The sequence below is a fragment of the Vibrio sp. STUT-A11 genome (assembly GCF_026000435.1).
Lineage (GTDB): Bacteria > Pseudomonadota > Gammaproteobacteria > Enterobacterales > Vibrionaceae > Vibrio.
Map to the genome: position 1 here is coordinate 334,535 of NZ_AP026763.1, position 16,173 is coordinate 350,707.

A 16,173-nucleotide genomic window follows, 5' to 3' on the forward strand; every position below is an offset into this window, starting at 1 on the left:
GCCTTTGTTGTTTCTGGTTTTAGCGAAAAGAAAATATCCACCGCGCTGAGCAAATAATCACTTGCCTAATTTGCGCCCTTTCTGTACTATTCGTGCTCCTTAAACTCAGTCAATTATCTTTAGTTCCTTGCTTCCTCTGGACGACTGAGCCAATTGTGGAAGCTGAATAATCCGTAAGGAGCAACCCATGCGTCATTACGAAATCGTATTCATGGTGCACCCAGATCAAAGCGAGCAAGTTGCTGGCATGATCGAGCGTTACACTGGTTCTATCACTGAAGCTGGCGGTACTATCCACCGTCTAGAAGACTGGGGTCGTCGTCAACTGGCTTACCCAATCAACAAGCTTCACAAAGCTCACTACGTTCTAATGAACGTTGAAGCTGACCAAGCTGTAATTGATGAGCTAGAAACTGCTTTCCGTTTCAACGATGCAGTTCTACGTAACATGATCATGCGTACTAAAGCAGCGATCACTGAGCAATCTATCATGCTTAAGCAAAAAGAAGAGCGTGCTCCACGTCGTGAAGAGCGTTCTGAAGCTAAGCCTGAAGCTAAGTCAGAAGCTGCTGAGTAAGATTTGTTATGACCAATCGAATGGAGCTGAGCGGCACTATTGCCAAACCGCCCATTCGTAGTAAAAGCCCTGGTGGGATTGAACACTGTCGGTTTTGGCTAGAGCATCGCTCTACTGTTATCGAAGCTGATTTGCCGAGACAAGTTTATTGTCGTATGCCGGTTGTGGTCAGCGGGCTTGGGTCACAAACAATAACTCAGAATTTAGTACAAGGTAGTAACATTAAGGTAAGTGGCTTCGTTACTTATCAAACCGGCCGAAATGGCGTAGGAAAATTAGTGTTACATGCCGACAATATTACTCAAATTTAAGATCAGGAGATAGCCCATGGCTCGTTTCTTCCGTCGTCGTAAATTCTGCCGTTTCACTGCAGAAGGCGTACAAGAGATTGATTACAAAGACGTAGCAACTCTTAAAAACTACATCACTGAAGCTGGTAAAATCGTACCTAGCCGTATCACTGGTACAAGCGCTAAGTACCAGCGTCAACTAGCTCGTGCTATCAAGCGTTCACGCTACCTAGCTCTACTACCGTACACTGACAAGCATCAGTAATCGGTTCCGTTTATTAAGAAAGAGGATTAAGCAATGCAAGTTATTCTACTTGATAAAATCGGTAACCTAGGTGGTCTTGGCGATACAGTTAACGTTAAATCTGGTTACGCTCGTAACTTCCTTATCCCTCAGGGTAAAGCAGTTATGGCTACTAAAGGCAACGTTGAAATGTTCGAAGCACGTCGTGCTGAACTAGAAGCTAAAGTTGCTGAGCAACTAACTGCTGCTGAAGCTCGCGCTGAGAAAATTAACGCTCTAGAAGCAGTTGTTATCGCTTCTAAAGCTGGTGACGAAGGCAAACTATTCGGTTCTATCGGTACTCGTGACATCGCTGACGCTATCACAGCGGCTGGCGTTGAAGTTGTTAAGAGCGAAGTTCGCCTTCCTGAAGGTGCTCTACGTACAACTGGTGAGTTCGAGATCAGCGTTCAACTTCACTCTGAAGTTTTCGCAACTGTGAACCTACAAGTTGTTGCTGCTGACTAATTCAGTATCAAGACTAAATAATAAAAAGCACCTCTTCGGAGGTGCTTTTTTATGTCTGATGACTGGGCATGAACGGTAAATTAGTATTTAAAATACGAACAGCAAATTTACCGAGAAAATACTATCCGCTTTACTTAACCCCTCTGGCACTCTGTCGTGGTATTGACGCGAGTGAGTCAGTTTTAACGCAATGTCTTCAGTGATCGCATTGGTGGCACTGAGCTCGCTATCCAAGCTGGTATTGCTGCTACCTGTTACTAATGTCAGGTCCGCTGCGAAACTAAGGTTGTCCAACGCATGCCAAGTTGTGTTCAGGTTGCCACGAAAGATCCCTTCACGGACGATATCCGGAAAGACAATATCATCGTCATCTATTTCATCCAGATTAGGCTCTTGGTAGCGATAACCAGGACCCACCTCGACTTCTAATACGAGATCGTCCGTATAAGCGAACTGGTAACCCAGACCACCTGAAAGGGTATAATCTTTAAAGTACGCGCTATAGCGTGAATCCACGCCTTTAAAACTGCCGTACAAATAGGTTTTCGGGCCTAATTTATAGTCGCTCTGCACTGAATAAGTGGAAGAGCGTTTATCTTCTTCACCATCTTTATACAGGTTGTAGTATTTCCACTCCCCGTACGAACGATGTCGACCAGATATGTATTCAGCACTCAAACGAGCATTCAGGGAACGAGAGTCCGTGTTACCTGTGTGAGCTTGATACCCAAATTCCACTTCTGTTTGCAGTGGATCGGGCAGATCAATATTTTGCTCTGGTTGTACTGATTCATCAGCGTACGATGCTCCCATGCACAGTAGGCTAACGCTTAGTAACCAGTATCGGGACACATAAACCTCGAACGTAATAAAAAGGAGGGGCATGATACTGATACAGATGCTCGCTTCGGTCAATGGTAGGTTAAATTTTATTAGACCTGATTGGGATAACAAATGCTGGTAAAGGTCGTTATTACAGTGTTTATGCCGCTAAAATATCTGAGAAAGTAGGAGGTTATCGTACAATACTAACACCCTAACAGGTCTGATTATAAAAACGCCGATTGGTCGTATGCGCTCTGATTCTTAACAAGTAATTTTCGCTTCAAGGGAGCATCTCTGTTGGGTTAAGGTTATAATCTTGGGTCATTAGTAGTTATCGAGCAAAATCATGGCGGAAAACAGAAATCGCAAACCTTCAGACAGTCAGGTTGACGCAATCAAAGTGCCACCTCACTCACTAGAAGCAGAGCAATCAGTGATTGGTGGTCTCTTACTGGACAATGAACGTTGGGATACCGTTGCCGAGCGCGTTGTCAGCAGTGATTTCTATAGCCGTCCACATCGCCTTATTTTTGAAGGCGTGAAAACCATTCTTGAAGGCGGCAAACCACTCGATCTTATCACCTTGTCCGAGTATCTAGAACGTCACGAGCAATTAGATGATGTAGGTGGTTTTGCTTATTTAGCCGACTTAGCGAAAAACACACCGAGCGCAGCTAACATCAATGCGTATGCTGATATCGTTGCAGAACGCGCGATCGTTCGCGGCTTGATTGGTGTCGCTAACGATATCGCTGACGCAGGTTATGATCCGCAAGGCCGTAGTTCGGAAGATCTGATCGACTTAGCAGAAAGTAAAGTCTTCGCGATTGCAGAGTCTCGTACCAGTGAAAACGAAGGCCCGCAAAACGTCGACAACATCCTGGAAAAAACCCTCGAGCGTATTGAGCTGTTATATAAAACGCCACAGGATGGTGTGACAGGCGTCGACACTGGCTTTAACGATCTCAACAAGAAAACAGCAGGCCTGCAAGGCTCTGACTTGGTGATTGTCGCGGCGCGTCCATCGATGGGTAAAACCACCTTTGCGATGAACTTGTGTGAAAACGCTGCGATGCAGCAAGATAAACCCGTGTTGATTTTCTCGTTAGAGATGCCTGCCGAACAGTTGATGATGCGTATGCTGGCCTCCCTATCGCGGGTTGATCAAACCAAAATTCGTACTGGTCAGCTGGACGACGAAGACTGGGCACGTATTTCTTCTACCATGGGGATCCTGATGCAGAAGAAAAATATGTATATCGACGACAGTTCCGGTCTGACACCAACTGAAGTGCGATCTCGCGCTCGTCGTGTTGCGCGTGAACACGGTGGGTTGTCGATGATCATGGTCGACTACCTGCAGCTAATGCGAGTTCCTTCGTTAACGGATAACCGTACGCTGGAAATCGCCGAGATCTCTCGCTCTCTTAAAGCATTGGCTAAAGAGCTGAATGTACCTGTTGTGGCACTTTCGCAGCTAAACCGTTCTTTGGAGCAACGTGCCGATAAACGTCCGGTAAACTCGGACTTGCGTGAATCGGGCTCTATCGAGCAGGATGCCGACTTGATCATGTTTATTTACCGTGATGAGGTTTACCACCCAGATAGCGCATACAAAGGTACCGCTGAAATTATTATTGGTAAGCAGCGTAACGGTCCAATCGGTTCTGTACGTCTTACTTTCCAAGGCCAACACTCACGCTTTGACAATTATGCGGGTCCAGCATTCGACATTGATGATGAGTAATGCCATGAGCTACATGAAAGCCGCAAAGGCGTGTATTGATCTTTCTGCGTTGCAACACAATTTACGCCGAGTTAAAGCTCAAGCACCAGACAGCAAAGTGATGGCGGTGGTGAAAGCCAACGGTTATGGTCATGGTTTGCGTCACGTAGCAAAGCATACTGGTGAAGCCGACGCTTTTGGTGTCGCGCGTATTGAAGAAGCGCTACAACTGAGAGCTTGCGGCGTCGTGAAGCCGATTTTGTTGTTAGAAGGTTTTTATTCTTCGGGTGATTTACCTGTATTGGTGACCAATAACATCCAAACTGTCGTGCATTGTGAAGAGCAGCTGATTGCTCTTGAACAAACCGAGCTAGAAACACCAGTGGTGGTATGGCTCAAAATTGACAGCGGTATGCATCGACTGGGTGTACGCCCGGAGCAGTTTGATGAATTAGCTTCACGACTCAAAGCGTGTCCTAACGTGGCGAAACCGCTGCGTTACATGAGCCACTTTGGCTGTGCTGACGAGCTAGATAGTGAAATTACATCACAACAGATCGAACTGTTTAACTCATTGACGCAGGGCTGCCATGGCGAGCGTTCACTTGCGGCCTCGGCGGGGCTATTGGCGTGGCCACAAAGTCACCTCGATTGGGTTCGTCCGGGAATCATCATGTACGGCGTATCTCCGTTTGGGGATAAAACGGCACAAGATTTAGGTTACCAACCCGCAATGACCCTTAAGTCTCATCTGATCGCAGTGCGTGAAGTGAAAAAAGGTGAGAGTGTTGGTTACGGCAGTGCCTGGACGAGCGAGCGAGATACCAAAGTAGGTGTGATTGCGGTTGGTTATGGCGATGGCTACCCAAGAGGCGCGCCAAATGGTACACCTGTGTGGGTCAATGGGCGTAAAGTGCCTATCGCCGGTCGGGTCTCGATGGATATGCTGACCGTCGATCTTGGGCCGGGTGCGAAAGACAAAGTCAGTGATGAAGCGATTCTTTGGGGTAAAGAGCTACCCGTCGAGGAGGTGGCGAACCACATTGGCACCATAGCGTATGAGTTAGTGACCAAGCTAACGCCACGTGTCGAAATGGAATATTCAAAGTAACTTCCGGATAATACCAATTCAAGAATAGGGGCTAACCAATGCGTTAGCCCCTATTTTTTTATTCACCATTTATCGTAGCGATGATGCGACGGCTACCAGCAAAATCTCGGTGTTCACCTAAGTAAATGCCCTGCCATGTTCCTAATGCCAGGCGACCATCCTGAATTGGAATCGTCACACTGCTGCCAAGTAGTGATGCTTTAATATGGGCAGGCATGTCGTCATCTCCCTCATAAGTATGCTGGTAATAAGAGGCGCGCTCAGGAACATACTTATTGAAATGCGCTTCCATATCCATACGAACGGTGGGGTCAGCGTTCTCATTCAAGGTCAGACTCGCAGAGGTATGCTGAATAAAAAGGTGTAACAAACCTACTGAAAGAGTACTTATTTGCGGTAATTGTTGTTCAATTTCATCAGTAATCAGGTGAAAACCGCGACTTCTTGCTTTTAAATTGAGTGTTTTTTGCGTCCACATACGCGTTCCTTTGGACATTTCTAATTTGGCGTCTATTCTAATCCAATTAGAGCCTGTCATTACTTGATGATATTATTCTATACCTATGAATGAATTGTTCAAATTCAGGGCAGCTAACGTGACCTAACTCAATGTGAGGGTAAATGCTCTCGGTCATAATTGTTGCCTGAAAAAAAATTACAAAGACTTGTTTTGTGGCAAAACGCCCAAACATCTACATTTAAATTCTTTTTGCTAAATCGGGGATTCCGCAGTTTTCGCTAGACTGTAAGGAATGGAACCTACTGTAACATCGGGATAAAGACCATGTTGAAAAATATCAATCCAACGCAAACACAAGCTTGGAAAGCGTTAACAGCGCACTTCGAATCTGCACAAGATATGGATCTAAAAGAGCTGTTTGCTCAAGACGCGGATCGTTTTGACAAATACTCTGCACGTTTCGGCTCAGACATCCTTGTCGACTACTCAAAGAACCTCATCAACGAGGAAACTCTAAAGCACCTGTTCACTCTTGCTAAAGAGACTGAGCTGAAATCTGCAATCGAAGCGATGTTCAGTGGTGAAGCGATCAACCAAACAGAAGGTCGTGCTGTTCTTCACACTGCACTACGTAACCGCACTAACACACCAGTAATGGTTGATGGTGAAGACGTAATGCCAGCTGTGAACGCCGTTCTGGAAAAAATTAAGTCATTCACCGAACGTGTGATTGGCGGTGAATGGAAAGGTTACACTGGTAAAGCGATTACAGATATCGTAAACATCGGTATCGGTGGTTCTGACCTTGGTCCTTACATGGTGACGGAAGCACTGGCACCATACAAAAACCATCTAAACCTGCATTTCGTGTCTAACGTTGATGGTACGCACATCGTAGAAACACTGAAGAAAGTTGATCCTGAAACAACACTATTCCTGATCGCTTCTAAAACATTTACGACTCAAGAAACCATGACGAACGCGCATTCTGCTCGTGATTGGTTCCTGGAAACGGCTGGCGACCAAGCACACGTTGCTAAACACTTTGCTGCACTTTCTACTAACGCGACAGCGGTTTCTGAATTCGGCATCGATACAGACAACATGTTTGAGTTCTGGGACTGGGTTGGCGGTCGTTACTCACTATGGTCTGCAATCGGTCTTTCAATTGCGCTAGCGGTTGGCTTCGACAACTTCGTTGAGCTACTTGATGGCGCACACGAGATGGATAAGCACTTTGTCTCAACAGAACTGGAAAGCAACATACCAGTGATCCTTGCGCTTATCGGCATTTGGTACAACAACTTCCACGGCGCAGAGTCTGAAGCTATCCTACCTTACGATCAGTACATGCACCGTTTCGCAGCGTACTTCCAGCAAGGTAACATGGAATCAAACGGTAAATACGTTGATCGTGACGGTAATGCAGTGACTTACCAAACTGGCCCAATCATCTGGGGTGAACCAGGTACAAATGGTCAGCACGCGTTCTACCAGCTAATCCACCAAGGCACTAAGCTGATCCCATGTGACTTCATTGCACCATCAATCAGCCACAACCCTGCAAGCGACCATCATCAGAAGCTGATGTCGAACTTCTTTGCTCAAACAGAAGCGCTTGCGTTTGGTAAGTGTGTAGAGACAGTGAAAGAAGAGTTGGTACTTTCTGGTAAAAATGCAGAAGAAGTAGCGGCAATCGCACCTTTCAAAGTGTTTGAAGGTAACCGACCAACAAACTCAATTCTGGTTAAGCAGATCACGCCTCGAACGCTGGGTAACTTGATCGCAATGTACGAGCACAAGATCTTCGTTCAAGGCGTTATTTGGAATATCTTCAGCTTTGACCAGTGGGGTGTGGAGCTAGGTAAACAGCTAGCGAACCAAATCCTGCCAGAGCTGGCTGATGAGTCTCAAATCAGCTCACACGATAGCTCTACAAATGGTCTAATCAACGCATTCAAAGCTTTCAAAGCGTAATGCATGATTAGAATAAAAAAGGTCAGCAATTGAATTGCTGACCTTTTTTGTAAATCTTATATCGGTTGACTAGCAACCCATTGAGGTTCTATTCGAAACAAATTTCGATGAAAGCATTTCCCCATTGCGAGGCGAAAGGCATGATGATAATTGAACCTTCACACTTGTGACGAATAGTGTGACCTCGACCAGAGACCACAACTGGCGTTGCCATATCAAAATCAAATCCACTCTCAGCCAGAATTCGTTTTGCTCCGCCAGTCACCATGTTGGTGATCTCACCCACCATATCGGTCACTTCTTCATTGAGTCCGTTAGGGCGCTCACCAAGCATGTTTTGCATAATTTCCAGTGCTAACGCTTCATCAAAAGTAATTGACATTGAGCCACGAGTTTGAGGACCAACCATGCCGATCAAACCTGAAACATCTCCTCGTGCAATTTCATCTTTTTTGATTCGAGGCTTTTGAGGCTTCAGATCCAGAGAAGCCATAGTTTTTAGCACATTCATTAAGGAAGCTAAAAACGGGTTTACAAATTCAGCGCGCATATTGGTCTTCTATACTTATTCTTTCATTTCGGAAGCACAGGTCTGGCATTCACCATGTGTTTCAATAACTTGGTTGGTTAGTTTGAATCCATGCTTTTTAGCATTCTCGGCTAGCAAGGCGATCAAGCTCTCGTCTTCGAGTTCAACAACAGCACCACATTTATCACATATTAGTAATTGAAAAAAGTGCTGTTGGGTATTGAAAGAACAACAAGTTATAAAACTGTTGGTCGACTCCACCCGATGTATAAAGCCTTGTTCGAGAAGAAAGTCCAGAGCTCGATAAACCGTAGGGGGTTTAGCTTGTGGTTCACTTTCTTTTAGTTGCTCCAATAGCTCATACGCACTTGATGCACTGCGATTAGAACAGATCAGTTCAAACACACGTCGTCGCTGGGGAGTCAATCTTACTCCGCGCTCGGCGCAGATATTTTCAACTTGTTCAATGATTGTTGGGCTCAAACCTTTCACCATAACTATTGGAAGTGCTCTATTATAAATGGTTTCCATACAAAGTTCGTACAGAGATGTGTCATTTTACCTACTATCACTGCGAAAATCATGAATTAAAGCAAATCGCTCATCGCATAGTAGGGTACCTCATCACAGAATAGAGTGACCATACCGAAATTGTTTTTATTGGCCACTTTTTCTTTGCTCGTTGGACAATGCTCTCATCAGATGTGAAGTCGGTTTCGCTCCCAAGATCTTCTCGTTGAAACTGGCGCCTTGAGGTGAGTGAGTATACAATACCCGACTTATTTTTTGAGCGTACTGCTGCGCTCGACCTTGGTAATTTAAAAACGGGTGTTGAAATCATGACTCATTCTTGCAGGCTCTCTGTAGCGCCAATGTTGGATTGGACCGATCGTCATTGTCGCTACTTCCATCGCTTAATGACCAAAGAAACCCTGCTGTACACTGAAATGGTGACCACAGGCGCGATCATTCATGGAAAAGGAGATTTCCTGGCTTATAACGAAGAGGAGCATCCGTTAGCACTCCAATTGGGTGGCTCAAACCCGGAAGAGTTGGCTAAGTGCGCCAAGCTTGCTCAGGAGCGTGGTTATGACGAGATCAACCTCAACGTGGGTTGCCCATCTGATCGTGTGCAAAATGGTCGTTTTGGTGCGTGTCTAATGGCAGAACCTCAGTTGGTCGCAGACTGTGTAGCAGCAATGAAAGACGTTGTTGATGTACCTGTTACAGTAAAAACACGAATCGGTATTGATGATCAAGACTCTTACGAATTTCTGACCGATTTTGTTTCTCTTGTCGCTGAGAAGGGGGGATGTGAACAGTTCACTATTCACGCGCGCAAAGCTTGGTTAAGTGGACTTAGCCCGAAAGAAAACCGCGAGATCCCACCACTGGATTACCCACGTGCATACCAGTTGAAGAAAGACTTTTCTCATTTAACTATCGCTATAAATGGCGGGGTAAAATCGTTAGAAGAATCGAAAGAGCATCTACAACATCTTGATGGTGTGATGATTGGCCGCGAGGCTTACCAAAGCCCATACATATTGGCATCGGTCGATCAAGAGCTATTTGGTTCGAGTGCACCAGTGAAAAAGCGCAGCGAAATTGTGGAAGAGATGTACCCATACATTGAGGCGCAACTTGCAAAAGGCGCTTACCTTGGCCATATCACTCGTCATATGCTGGGTTTATTTCAAAGTATGCCAGGCGCGCGTCAGTGGCGTCGTCACATCAGTGAAAATGCACACAAGCCAGGATCTGGCCTAGAAGTGCTGCAAGATGCGTTAGCGAAGATTCCAAAAGAGCTGAATGTGTAAAATTCACCAGTGGTTGGTTAAAATTACCAATCAGAGAATGAGTAAGCCAGAGTGTAGAAATACCTCTGGCTTTTTTATTTTTATATATCAATGGATTATGTAAATTCATCCAAGTTGGCATGTTAACTGCTCTGTTATTTGAAAAATGTATGGAGAAGTAATTATGTTGGAACTGATCTTTCTTTTAGTCTTTGCGGCGACCCTATTAGTAACGGGCATCACAATGGTGACGGTATTCGCGGCAACAGGTATTGCTCTGGTTGTGATGTTTTTACTGGGGATGATTGGTGCTGTATTGAAGCTATTACCCTGGTTAATTGTCATCGCGCTCGGTATTTGGTTTTTCAAAAACGTGGTTGCGCAGCCCCGCTACAAGTAAGTGACTCGTTGAACTCATTGATTTAGTTGATGGAGGGGTATGAGAGTGTGGTATATTTCTACTCATACCCCAACTGTTGAATATCAGCTATCTCGGAGTACACACCACATGACAAATAAAGCGATCATCGCTTTAACAGCACTATCATTGGCAGCCACTTTTCCTGTTTTCGCTGAGTCTTCCGTCTACACCAAAGTTGGCGTAGACCTTTGGGCGGCAGATACAAAAGTTAACGAAGTCAGAAGAGATAACAGTACAACGGGCGTGCTCTATGTCGCCATTGAACATGACGTGAAATACGTTCCATACGCACGCTTGCGATATACCAGTATTGATGCTGATTACATGGGCTTTGATAAATTAGATCTGACACTTTACTACCAAGTGTTAGAGCATGATCTATTGCACTTTGATGCCGGGGTTACTTTCAGTAATTTAACTGATACGAAGTACATTGATGCTGGCACTTCTCCTCGTACTGAAGATTTTGATGATCTCATTTGGGCATGGTATGGCTACGCGGAAATAACCGTTCCAAATACCAACTTTGATGTGATTGGTGAAATGAACTTTGGTGACAGCAAAGGCATTAAAAGCACAGATCTAATGGCGGGAATTCAATACAAGCTGCCTTCACAAGAAAACCAATGGGCATTTCGCGGTGGCTATCGAGTAATAGACTTAGAATCGGAACAGTTTCTTTCCAGCTTAGGTAAAGAGTTTATTTTCGCTGATGGTTTTTACTTGAGCGCAGAATACACCTACTAAGCTGATTAACCGTACTTGCTTTAAAGCGCCGCCTTATAAGCGGCGTTTTTTTATACCTCTTCGTTATATGTAATCGAATTTTTCTGCCTATTTTCTTCAGTTAGACCATGCTTACCTAGGAACAATGTGAAAAGTTGGAGCAGGGATAGCGATGACAATTAATGAATTAAGACATCTATTTCGTGAAAACCAGCTTGTGGAAGCCATTATTGAACCGTCGATCCAAGAGGGTGGTTGGGTCGTCGAGTTCAGGCACACACGAGGTGGATTCGTGTTTCTGACAGACAATCATGGTGAAGAATGTCTTTATGAAGATTTGGATGCTGCATCAAAATCGGCGATGGCGGTAGGCTTTCAACAAGTCCGTATTGAAGACCGCTGAGCAAAAACTAAGCCGTTCTTACTTCCAAAAAGTTATAAAACATTCACTTCTATTCTTTCTTGTTATTAAGGAGAGTGGGTACTCTATCGTCACGCAATGAATAGGGATGTCGTGATAATGTCTTTTCAAAAGAATGAGTATTCACACAATAATAATGTGTCTGATGATAATAACGGGCAAGGGGGAGTTCCTCCAATCGCTAGCCCGCTGAATGACCAACAATTTAGCTCACTCCAAAACACTGTCTCCGGGTTGTCTACACAGCAACTTGCGTGGGTCAGTGGTTACTTCTGGGGTTTGGCTCAAAATCAACCAAGTGCAGCTGCGACACCAATTACGCAAGCTGCAGCCGCGGTATCAGCAAAACCAGCAGGTAAACTGAGTATTATTTTTGCTTCTCAAACCGGTAACGCCAAAGGTGTTGCTGAAGCTTTAGAGCAAGAAGCAAAAGCAGAAGGAATTGCCGTTGAGCTATTTGATGCCAGCGATTACAAAGGCAAAAACCTCGCTAAAGAAACGCATGTCATTTTCGTTGCGTCTACTAATGGTGAAGGCGAAGCGCCAGATAATGCCATTGAGCTGCATGAGTTCTTGCAATCTAAGAAAGCGCCAAAACTGCCTAACCTTCAGTATGGTGTTATTGCACTTGGCGATTCTAGCTATGAATTCTTCTGTCAAACAGGTAAAGACTTCGATACGTACCTATCAAAATTGGGTGCCAAGCCTTTTATCGATCGTATCGACTGTGATGTTGACTACGAAGCACCTGCTGCCGAGTGGCGTAAGAATGCACTGGAGAAAGTGAAAGAAACACTTTCATCGGGTAACGAAGCTGAAGTTGTGCAACTTCCTGTTGGACAAGCAGCGGCAACGCATTCGCAATACAACAAGCAGAACCCTTACACCGCGACACTGTTGACTAGCCAAAAGATCACTGGCCGTGACTCAGGTAAAGACGTTCGCCATATCGAAATCGATCTGGAAGATTCTGGTCTTACTTACCAACCTGGTGATGCGTTAGGTGTGTGGTATGAAAACAGTTCAGAACTTGCCAATGCAGTTCTTGGCAAAGTTGGCCTGTCAGGCGTTGAAACCGTAGAAGTCGATGGCGAGAGTCTGTCGATTCATAGCGCTTTGGTGAGCAAATTCGAAATCACGACGTCTAACCCTCAACTGGTCACCAAGTTTGCTGAGCTGTCTGGTAGCAAGAAGCTACAAAAGCTGGTTGAAGATAAAGACAAGCTACGCGAGTACTCTGCAAGCACGCAAATCGTTGATGTGCTGGCAGAGAAGAAAACTAAGCTAACGGCTGATGAACTGGTTGGTTTACTACGTCGTCTGACTCCTCGTCTTTACTCGATTGCTTCAAGCCAGGCTGAAGTGGATGAAGAAGTACACTTGACGGTTGGTTTGGTCGAGTACGATCACAACGAAGAGAAACGTTATGGTGGCGCTTCTGGCTTCTTGGCACAACGCTTAGAAGAAGGTGGTGAAGTTAAAGTGTTTATCGAACACAACAACAACTTCAAACTGCCTGAAGACGACAATACACCAATCATCATGGTAGGTCCGGGCACGGGTATTGCTCCATTCCGTAGCTTTATTCAAGAGCGTGAAAACCGTGATGCAGAAGGTAAAAACTGGTTGTTCTTTGGCGACCGCACATTCACTCAAGATTTCTTGTACCAAGTTGAATGGCAAAAATACCTTAAGTCAGGTGCACTAAGCCGTCTGGATGTAGCATTTAGCCGTGACCAGGTAGAAAAGGTTTATGTACAACACCGTATTCTAGAAAACGCTGAGCAAGTTTGGCAGTGGATTCAAGAAGGCGCTTACATCTATGTCTGTGGTGACGCCACTCGCATGGCAAAAGATGTTCATGACGCACTTGTCATTGTCGCTGAGCAAGAAGGTAAACTGGCTCGCGATGAAGCAGAACAATTTATTAATGACTTACGTAAAGCGAAACGTTATCAGAGGGATGTGTACTAATGACTTTTTCGACTGAGAATAATAAGCAGGTTGTATTAGGCGAAGAGCTAGGGCCACTATCTGATAACGAGCGCCTGAAAAGAGAAAGCAACTTATTACGTGGCACCATTGAGCAAGACCTACAGGATCGTATTACTGGCGGCTTTACCGCAGACAACTTCCAGTTAATTCGTTTCCACGGCATGTATCAGCAAGATGATCGCGATATCCGTAACGAGCGTACTAAGCAAAAGCTTGAGCCTCTGCATAACGTGATGCTTCGTGCTCGTATGCCTGGTGGTATTATTAACCCAACGCAGTGGTTAGCGATTGATAAGTTTGCAACCGAGCATTCTTTATATGGAAGTATTCGTCTGACGACGCGTCAAACGTTCCAGTTCCATGGTGTACTTAAGCCAAACATCAAGTTAATGCACCAAACGTTGAACAGCATTGGTATCGATTCAATCGCAACGGCAGGTGATGTTAACCGTAACGTACTGTGTACCACGAACCCGGTAGAGTCTGAACTACACCAGGAAGCATACGAGTGGGCGAAGAAGATCAGTGAGCATCTTCTACCAAAAACGCGTGCGTATGCTGAAATTTGGTTGGATGGTGAGAAAGTCGAATCAACAGAAGAAGACGAGCCGATTCTGGGTAAAAATTACTTACCACGTAAGTTCAAAACGACCGTTGTGATCCCACCGCAAAATGATGTGGATGTACACGCAAACGACCTGAACTTCGTTGCGATTGCAGATAACGGCAAGCTGGTTGGTTTCAACGTACTTGTTGGTGGTGGTCTGGCAATGACGCATGGCGATACGTCAACTTACGCTCGCCGTGCCGACGACTTTGGTTTTGTCCCTCTAGAAAAGACACTCGATGTTGCCGCTGCAGTTGTAACGACTCAGCGTGACTGGGGTAACCGTTCAAACCGTAAGAACGCGAAAACTAAGTACACACTAGATCGTGTTGGTATTGACGTCTTTAAAGCGGAAGTAGAAAAACGTGCGGGCATTCAGTTTGAAGAAAGCCGCCCATACGAGTTTACCGAACGTGGTGACCGAATTGGTTGGGTAGAAGGCATTGATGGTAAGCACCACTTGGCGCTGTTCATCGAGAATGGCCGACTGCTTGATTACCCAGGTAAGCCACTAAAAACAGGCGTAGCTGAAATCGCGAAAATTCACAAAGGTGATTTCCGCATGACAGCGAACCAAAACCTGATTGTTGCGGGCGTACCTGCTGACCAAAAAGAGCTAATTGAGAAGATCGCTCGTGAGCATGGCCTGGTTGATGATAGCGTCAGTGAACAGCGTAAAAACTCAATGGCATGTGTGGCATTCCCGACTTGTCCGCTTGCCATGGCTGAAGCTGAACGTTTCCTACCTCAGTTTGTTACTGATGTAGAAGGTATTCTGGAAAAACACGGTTTACCTGAAGAAGACAACATCATCCTGCGTGTCACTGGTTGCCCTAACGGTTGTGGCCGTGCAATGCTGGCTGAAATTGGTTTAGTAGGTAAAGCGCCGGGTCGTTACAACCTTCACTTGGGTGGTAACCGAGCGGGTACACGTATTCCGAAGATGTATAAAGAGAACATCACTGACAAACAGATACTAGAAGAGATTGATCAGCTTGTAGGTCGTTGGGCCACAGAGCGTGAAACTGGCGAAGGATTTGGTGATTTTGCAATCCGCGCTGGCATCATTCAAGAAGTCAAAGTATCTAAGAGGGACTTGCATGCTTGATTCTGTAGCTTCCAAACCGGAGCTGGCAGAGTTGCTGACATTAACGAAGACGGAGCAAATCCTCCGTCTTGCTCAAATCAATGTCGAACTTGAACAGCTTTCGGCACAAGAGCGAGTTAAATGGGCTTTGGAAAACCTAGATGGAGAGTTTGCCGTTTCGTCTAGTTTTGGCATCCAAGCCGCAGTAATGCTTCATCTTGTGACTCAAGAAAAACCAGGCATCCCAATTATCCTGACGGATACCGGGTATTTGTTTGCTGAAACCTATCGCTTTATTGATGAGTTAACAGAGCAACTGAACCTCAATCTAAAAGTTTACCGAGCAGCAGAAAGTGCTCATTGGCAAGAAGCCCGTTACGGTAAATTATGGGAACAAGGCGTTGAGGGGATCGAGAAGTACAACAAATTAAATAAAGTTGAACCAATGCGTCGTGCATTGAAAGAGCTGAATGTTGGCACTTGGTTTTCGGGCCTGCGTAGAGAGCAAAGTAATTCTCGAGCGGGGTTACCGATACTATCAATTCAAAATGGCGTATTTAAGTTTTTGCCGGTAATCGATTGGACGAATAAAGATGTCCACTATTACTTAGAGCAACACGGACTGAAATACCATCCACTTTGGGATGAAGGATACCTTTCTGTAGGTGACACGCATACGACTCAGAAGTGGGAGCCGGGAATGTCAGAGGAAGAAACTCGATTCTTTGGTTTGAAGCGTGAATGTGGCCTTCATGAAGATGATGGTTCTGAACAAGATGGTTCAGGTATATAACAAGAGTTAGGAATTGGTTTCCTTACATTCTTATATAAAGAGAGCGAGAGCGGCCGTTTAGCCGCTCTCTTTTTATTT

Annotated in this window: 18 protein-coding genes; 14 read left to right on the forward strand and 4 right to left on the reverse strand. The window is 45.2% G+C overall.

The genetic code is table 11. From position 1 onward, the window contains the following. Positions 1–187: 187 nt before the first annotated feature. From rpsF to rplI, 4 genes are read left to right on the forward strand one after another with little or no spacing between them, the layout of a single operon-like run. On the forward strand, positions 188–577 hold the full coding sequence (gene rpsF / locus OO774_RS01590) for a 30S ribosomal protein S6 (RefSeq protein WP_041154705.1): 390 nt from the start codon (positions 188–190) through the stop codon (positions 575–577). Between the two features lie 8 nt (positions 578–585). Beyond that, positions 586–888: a primosomal replication protein N gene (gene priB, locus OO774_RS01595; protein ID WP_264904125.1), complete on the forward strand. Its 303-nt coding sequence runs from the start codon at positions 586–588 to the stop codon at positions 886–888. 16 nt (positions 889–904) lie between these two features. Further along, positions 905–1,132 carry a 30S ribosomal protein S18 gene (gene rpsR / locus OO774_RS01600; RefSeq protein WP_000090472.1) on the forward strand — a complete coding sequence of 76 codons (228 nt, stop codon included), beginning with the start codon at positions 905–907 and terminating at the stop codon, positions 1,130–1,132. Between the two features lie 33 nt (positions 1,133–1,165). Then, positions 1,166–1,618 (forward strand): 50S ribosomal protein L9, encoded by a 453-nt coding sequence (rplI, locus tag OO774_RS01605; RefSeq protein ID WP_264904126.1) that lies wholly within the window; start codon positions 1,166–1,168, stop codon positions 1,616–1,618. Positions 1,619–1,705: 87 nt separating this feature from the next. On the opposite strand, the gene OO774_RS01610 is transcribed toward rplI, so the two are convergent. Next, positions 1,706–2,470 carry a DUF481 domain-containing protein gene (locus OO774_RS01610; protein WP_264904127.1) on the reverse strand — a complete coding sequence of 255 codons (765 nt, stop codon included), beginning with the start codon at positions 2,468–2,470 and terminating at the stop codon, positions 1,706–1,708. 319 nt (positions 2,471–2,789) lie between these two features. Between OO774_RS01610 and OO774_RS01615 the strand changes: the two genes are divergently transcribed. Then, complete coding sequence (locus OO774_RS01615; protein WP_264904128.1) at positions 2,790–4,190, forward strand: replicative DNA helicase; 1,401 nt, start codon at positions 2,790–2,792, stop codon at positions 4,188–4,190. Positions 4,191–4,203: 13 nt separating this feature from the next. Beyond that, positions 4,204–5,280 carry an alanine racemase gene (gene alr, locus OO774_RS01620; RefSeq protein ID WP_264906035.1) on the forward strand — a complete coding sequence of 359 codons (1,077 nt, stop codon included), beginning with the start codon at positions 4,204–4,206 and terminating at the stop codon, positions 5,278–5,280. A 58-nt stretch (positions 5,281–5,338) separates the two neighbouring features. On the opposite strand, the gene OO774_RS01625 is transcribed toward alr, so the two are convergent. Further along, entirely contained in the window at positions 5,339–5,758 is a 420-nt protein-coding gene (locus OO774_RS01625; protein WP_264904129.1) for a secondary thiamine-phosphate synthase enzyme YjbQ, read from the reverse strand. A gap of 306 nt (positions 5,759–6,064) precedes the next feature. On the opposite strand from OO774_RS01625, the gene pgi reads away from it, so the two are divergent. Further along, positions 6,065–7,717 carry a glucose-6-phosphate isomerase gene (gene pgi, locus OO774_RS01630; RefSeq protein ID WP_264904130.1) on the forward strand — a complete coding sequence of 551 codons (1,653 nt, stop codon included), beginning with the start codon at positions 6,065–6,067 and terminating at the stop codon, positions 7,715–7,717. 88 nt (positions 7,718–7,805) lie between these two features. Here the strand turns inward: pgi and OO774_RS01635 are convergent, their stop codons facing one another. Both OO774_RS01635 and zur read right to left on the reverse strand, forming a co-directional pair. Beyond that, positions 7,806–8,267 carry a chemotaxis protein CheX gene (locus OO774_RS01635; RefSeq protein ID WP_264904131.1) on the reverse strand — a complete coding sequence of 154 codons (462 nt, stop codon included), beginning with the start codon at positions 8,265–8,267 and terminating at the stop codon, positions 7,806–7,808. A 15-nt stretch (positions 8,268–8,282) separates the two neighbouring features. Continuing rightward, positions 8,283–8,741, reverse strand: coding sequence for a zinc uptake transcriptional repressor Zur (gene zur / locus OO774_RS01640; protein WP_264906037.1), 459 nt, complete (start codon positions 8,739–8,741; stop codon positions 8,283–8,285). Between the two features lie 344 nt (positions 8,742–9,085). On the opposite strand from zur, the gene dusA reads away from it, so the two are divergent. From dusA to OO774_RS01675, 7 genes are all read left to right on the forward strand, one after another. Next, positions 9,086–10,066, forward strand: a complete 981-nt coding sequence (dusA, locus tag OO774_RS01645; RefSeq protein ID WP_264906038.1) for a tRNA dihydrouridine(20/20a) synthase DusA — start codon at positions 9,086–9,088, stop codon at positions 10,064–10,066. Positions 10,067–10,229: 163 nt separating this feature from the next. Next, positions 10,230–10,445 (forward strand): envelope stress response protein PspG, encoded by a 216-nt coding sequence (gene pspG, locus OO774_RS01650; protein ID WP_014233132.1) that lies wholly within the window; start codon positions 10,230–10,232, stop codon positions 10,443–10,445. A gap of 108 nt (positions 10,446–10,553) precedes the next feature. Then, on the forward strand, positions 10,554–11,213 hold the full coding sequence (locus OO774_RS01655) for a TIGR04219 family outer membrane beta-barrel protein (protein WP_264906039.1): 660 nt from the start codon (positions 10,554–10,556) through the stop codon (positions 11,211–11,213). A gap of 151 nt (positions 11,214–11,364) precedes the next feature. Beyond that, the gene (locus tag OO774_RS01660) at positions 11,365–11,595 is read left to right on the forward strand and encodes a hypothetical protein (RefSeq protein WP_264904132.1); all 231 of its coding nucleotides are present in this window, start codon (positions 11,365–11,367) and stop codon (positions 11,593–11,595) included. A 117-nt stretch (positions 11,596–11,712) separates the two neighbouring features. After that, complete coding sequence (locus tag OO774_RS01665; RefSeq protein WP_264904133.1) at positions 11,713–13,587, forward strand: assimilatory sulfite reductase (NADPH) flavoprotein subunit; 1,875 nt, start codon at positions 11,713–11,715, stop codon at positions 13,585–13,587. Next, a complete protein-coding gene (cysI, locus tag OO774_RS01670; protein ID WP_264904134.1) occupies positions 13,587–15,323 on the forward strand; it encodes an assimilatory sulfite reductase (NADPH) hemoprotein subunit in 1,737 nt (578 codons plus the stop codon). The genes OO774_RS01665 and cysI overlap by 1 nt, the downstream gene beginning before the upstream one ends. Next, positions 15,316–16,095 (forward strand): phosphoadenylyl-sulfate reductase, encoded by a 780-nt coding sequence (locus OO774_RS01675; RefSeq protein WP_264904135.1) that lies wholly within the window; start codon positions 15,316–15,318, stop codon positions 16,093–16,095. The genes cysI and OO774_RS01675 overlap by 8 nt, the downstream gene beginning before the upstream one ends. Positions 16,096–16,173: the final 78 nt, after the last annotated feature.

What these genes read in the sequence shown, in the direction of transcription:
- zur (WP_264906037.1), bottom strand. Translation starts at nt 8,741, where the DNA reads ATGGTGAAAGGTTTGAGCCCAACAATCATTGAACAAGTTGAAAATATC.
- cysI (WP_264904134.1), top strand. Translation starts at nt 13,587, where the DNA reads ATGACTTTTTCGACTGAGAATAATAAGCAGGTTGTATTAGGCGAAGAG.
- pspG (WP_014233132.1), top strand. Translation starts at nt 10,230, where the DNA reads ATGTTGGAACTGATCTTTCTTTTAGTCTTTGCGGCGACCCTATTAGTA.
- OO774_RS01665 (WP_264904133.1), top strand. Translation starts at nt 11,713, where the DNA reads ATGTCTTTTCAAAAGAATGAGTATTCACACAATAATAATGTGTCTGAT.
- OO774_RS01675 (WP_264904135.1), top strand. Translation starts at nt 15,316, where the DNA reads ATGCTTGATTCTGTAGCTTCCAAACCGGAGCTGGCAGAGTTGCTGACA.
- priB (WP_264904125.1), top strand. Translation starts at nt 586, where the DNA reads ATGACCAATCGAATGGAGCTGAGCGGCACTATTGCCAAACCGCCCATT.
- OO774_RS01635 (WP_264904131.1), bottom strand. Translation starts at nt 8,267, where the DNA reads ATGCGCGCTGAATTTGTAAACCCGTTTTTAGCTTCCTTAATGAATGTG.
- OO774_RS01655 (WP_264906039.1), top strand. Translation starts at nt 10,554, where the DNA reads ATGACAAATAAAGCGATCATCGCTTTAACAGCACTATCATTGGCAGCC.
- OO774_RS01615 (WP_264904128.1), top strand. Translation starts at nt 2,790, where the DNA reads ATGGCGGAAAACAGAAATCGCAAACCTTCAGACAGTCAGGTTGACGCA.
- rplI (WP_264904126.1), top strand. Translation starts at nt 1,166, where the DNA reads ATGCAAGTTATTCTACTTGATAAAATCGGTAACCTAGGTGGTCTTGGC.
- alr (WP_264906035.1), top strand. Translation starts at nt 4,204, where the DNA reads ATGAAAGCCGCAAAGGCGTGTATTGATCTTTCTGCGTTGCAACACAAT.
- rpsF (WP_041154705.1), top strand. Translation starts at nt 188, where the DNA reads ATGCGTCATTACGAAATCGTATTCATGGTGCACCCAGATCAAAGCGAG.
- pgi (WP_264904130.1), top strand. Translation starts at nt 6,065, where the DNA reads ATGTTGAAAAATATCAATCCAACGCAAACACAAGCTTGGAAAGCGTTA.
- rpsR (WP_000090472.1), top strand. Translation starts at nt 905, where the DNA reads ATGGCTCGTTTCTTCCGTCGTCGTAAATTCTGCCGTTTCACTGCAGAA.
- dusA (WP_264906038.1), top strand. Translation starts at nt 9,086, where the DNA reads ATGACTCATTCTTGCAGGCTCTCTGTAGCGCCAATGTTGGATTGGACC.
- OO774_RS01625 (WP_264904129.1), bottom strand. Translation starts at nt 5,758, where the DNA reads ATGTGGACGCAAAAAACACTCAATTTAAAAGCAAGAAGTCGCGGTTTT.
- OO774_RS01660 (WP_264904132.1), top strand. Translation starts at nt 11,365, where the DNA reads ATGACAATTAATGAATTAAGACATCTATTTCGTGAAAACCAGCTTGTG.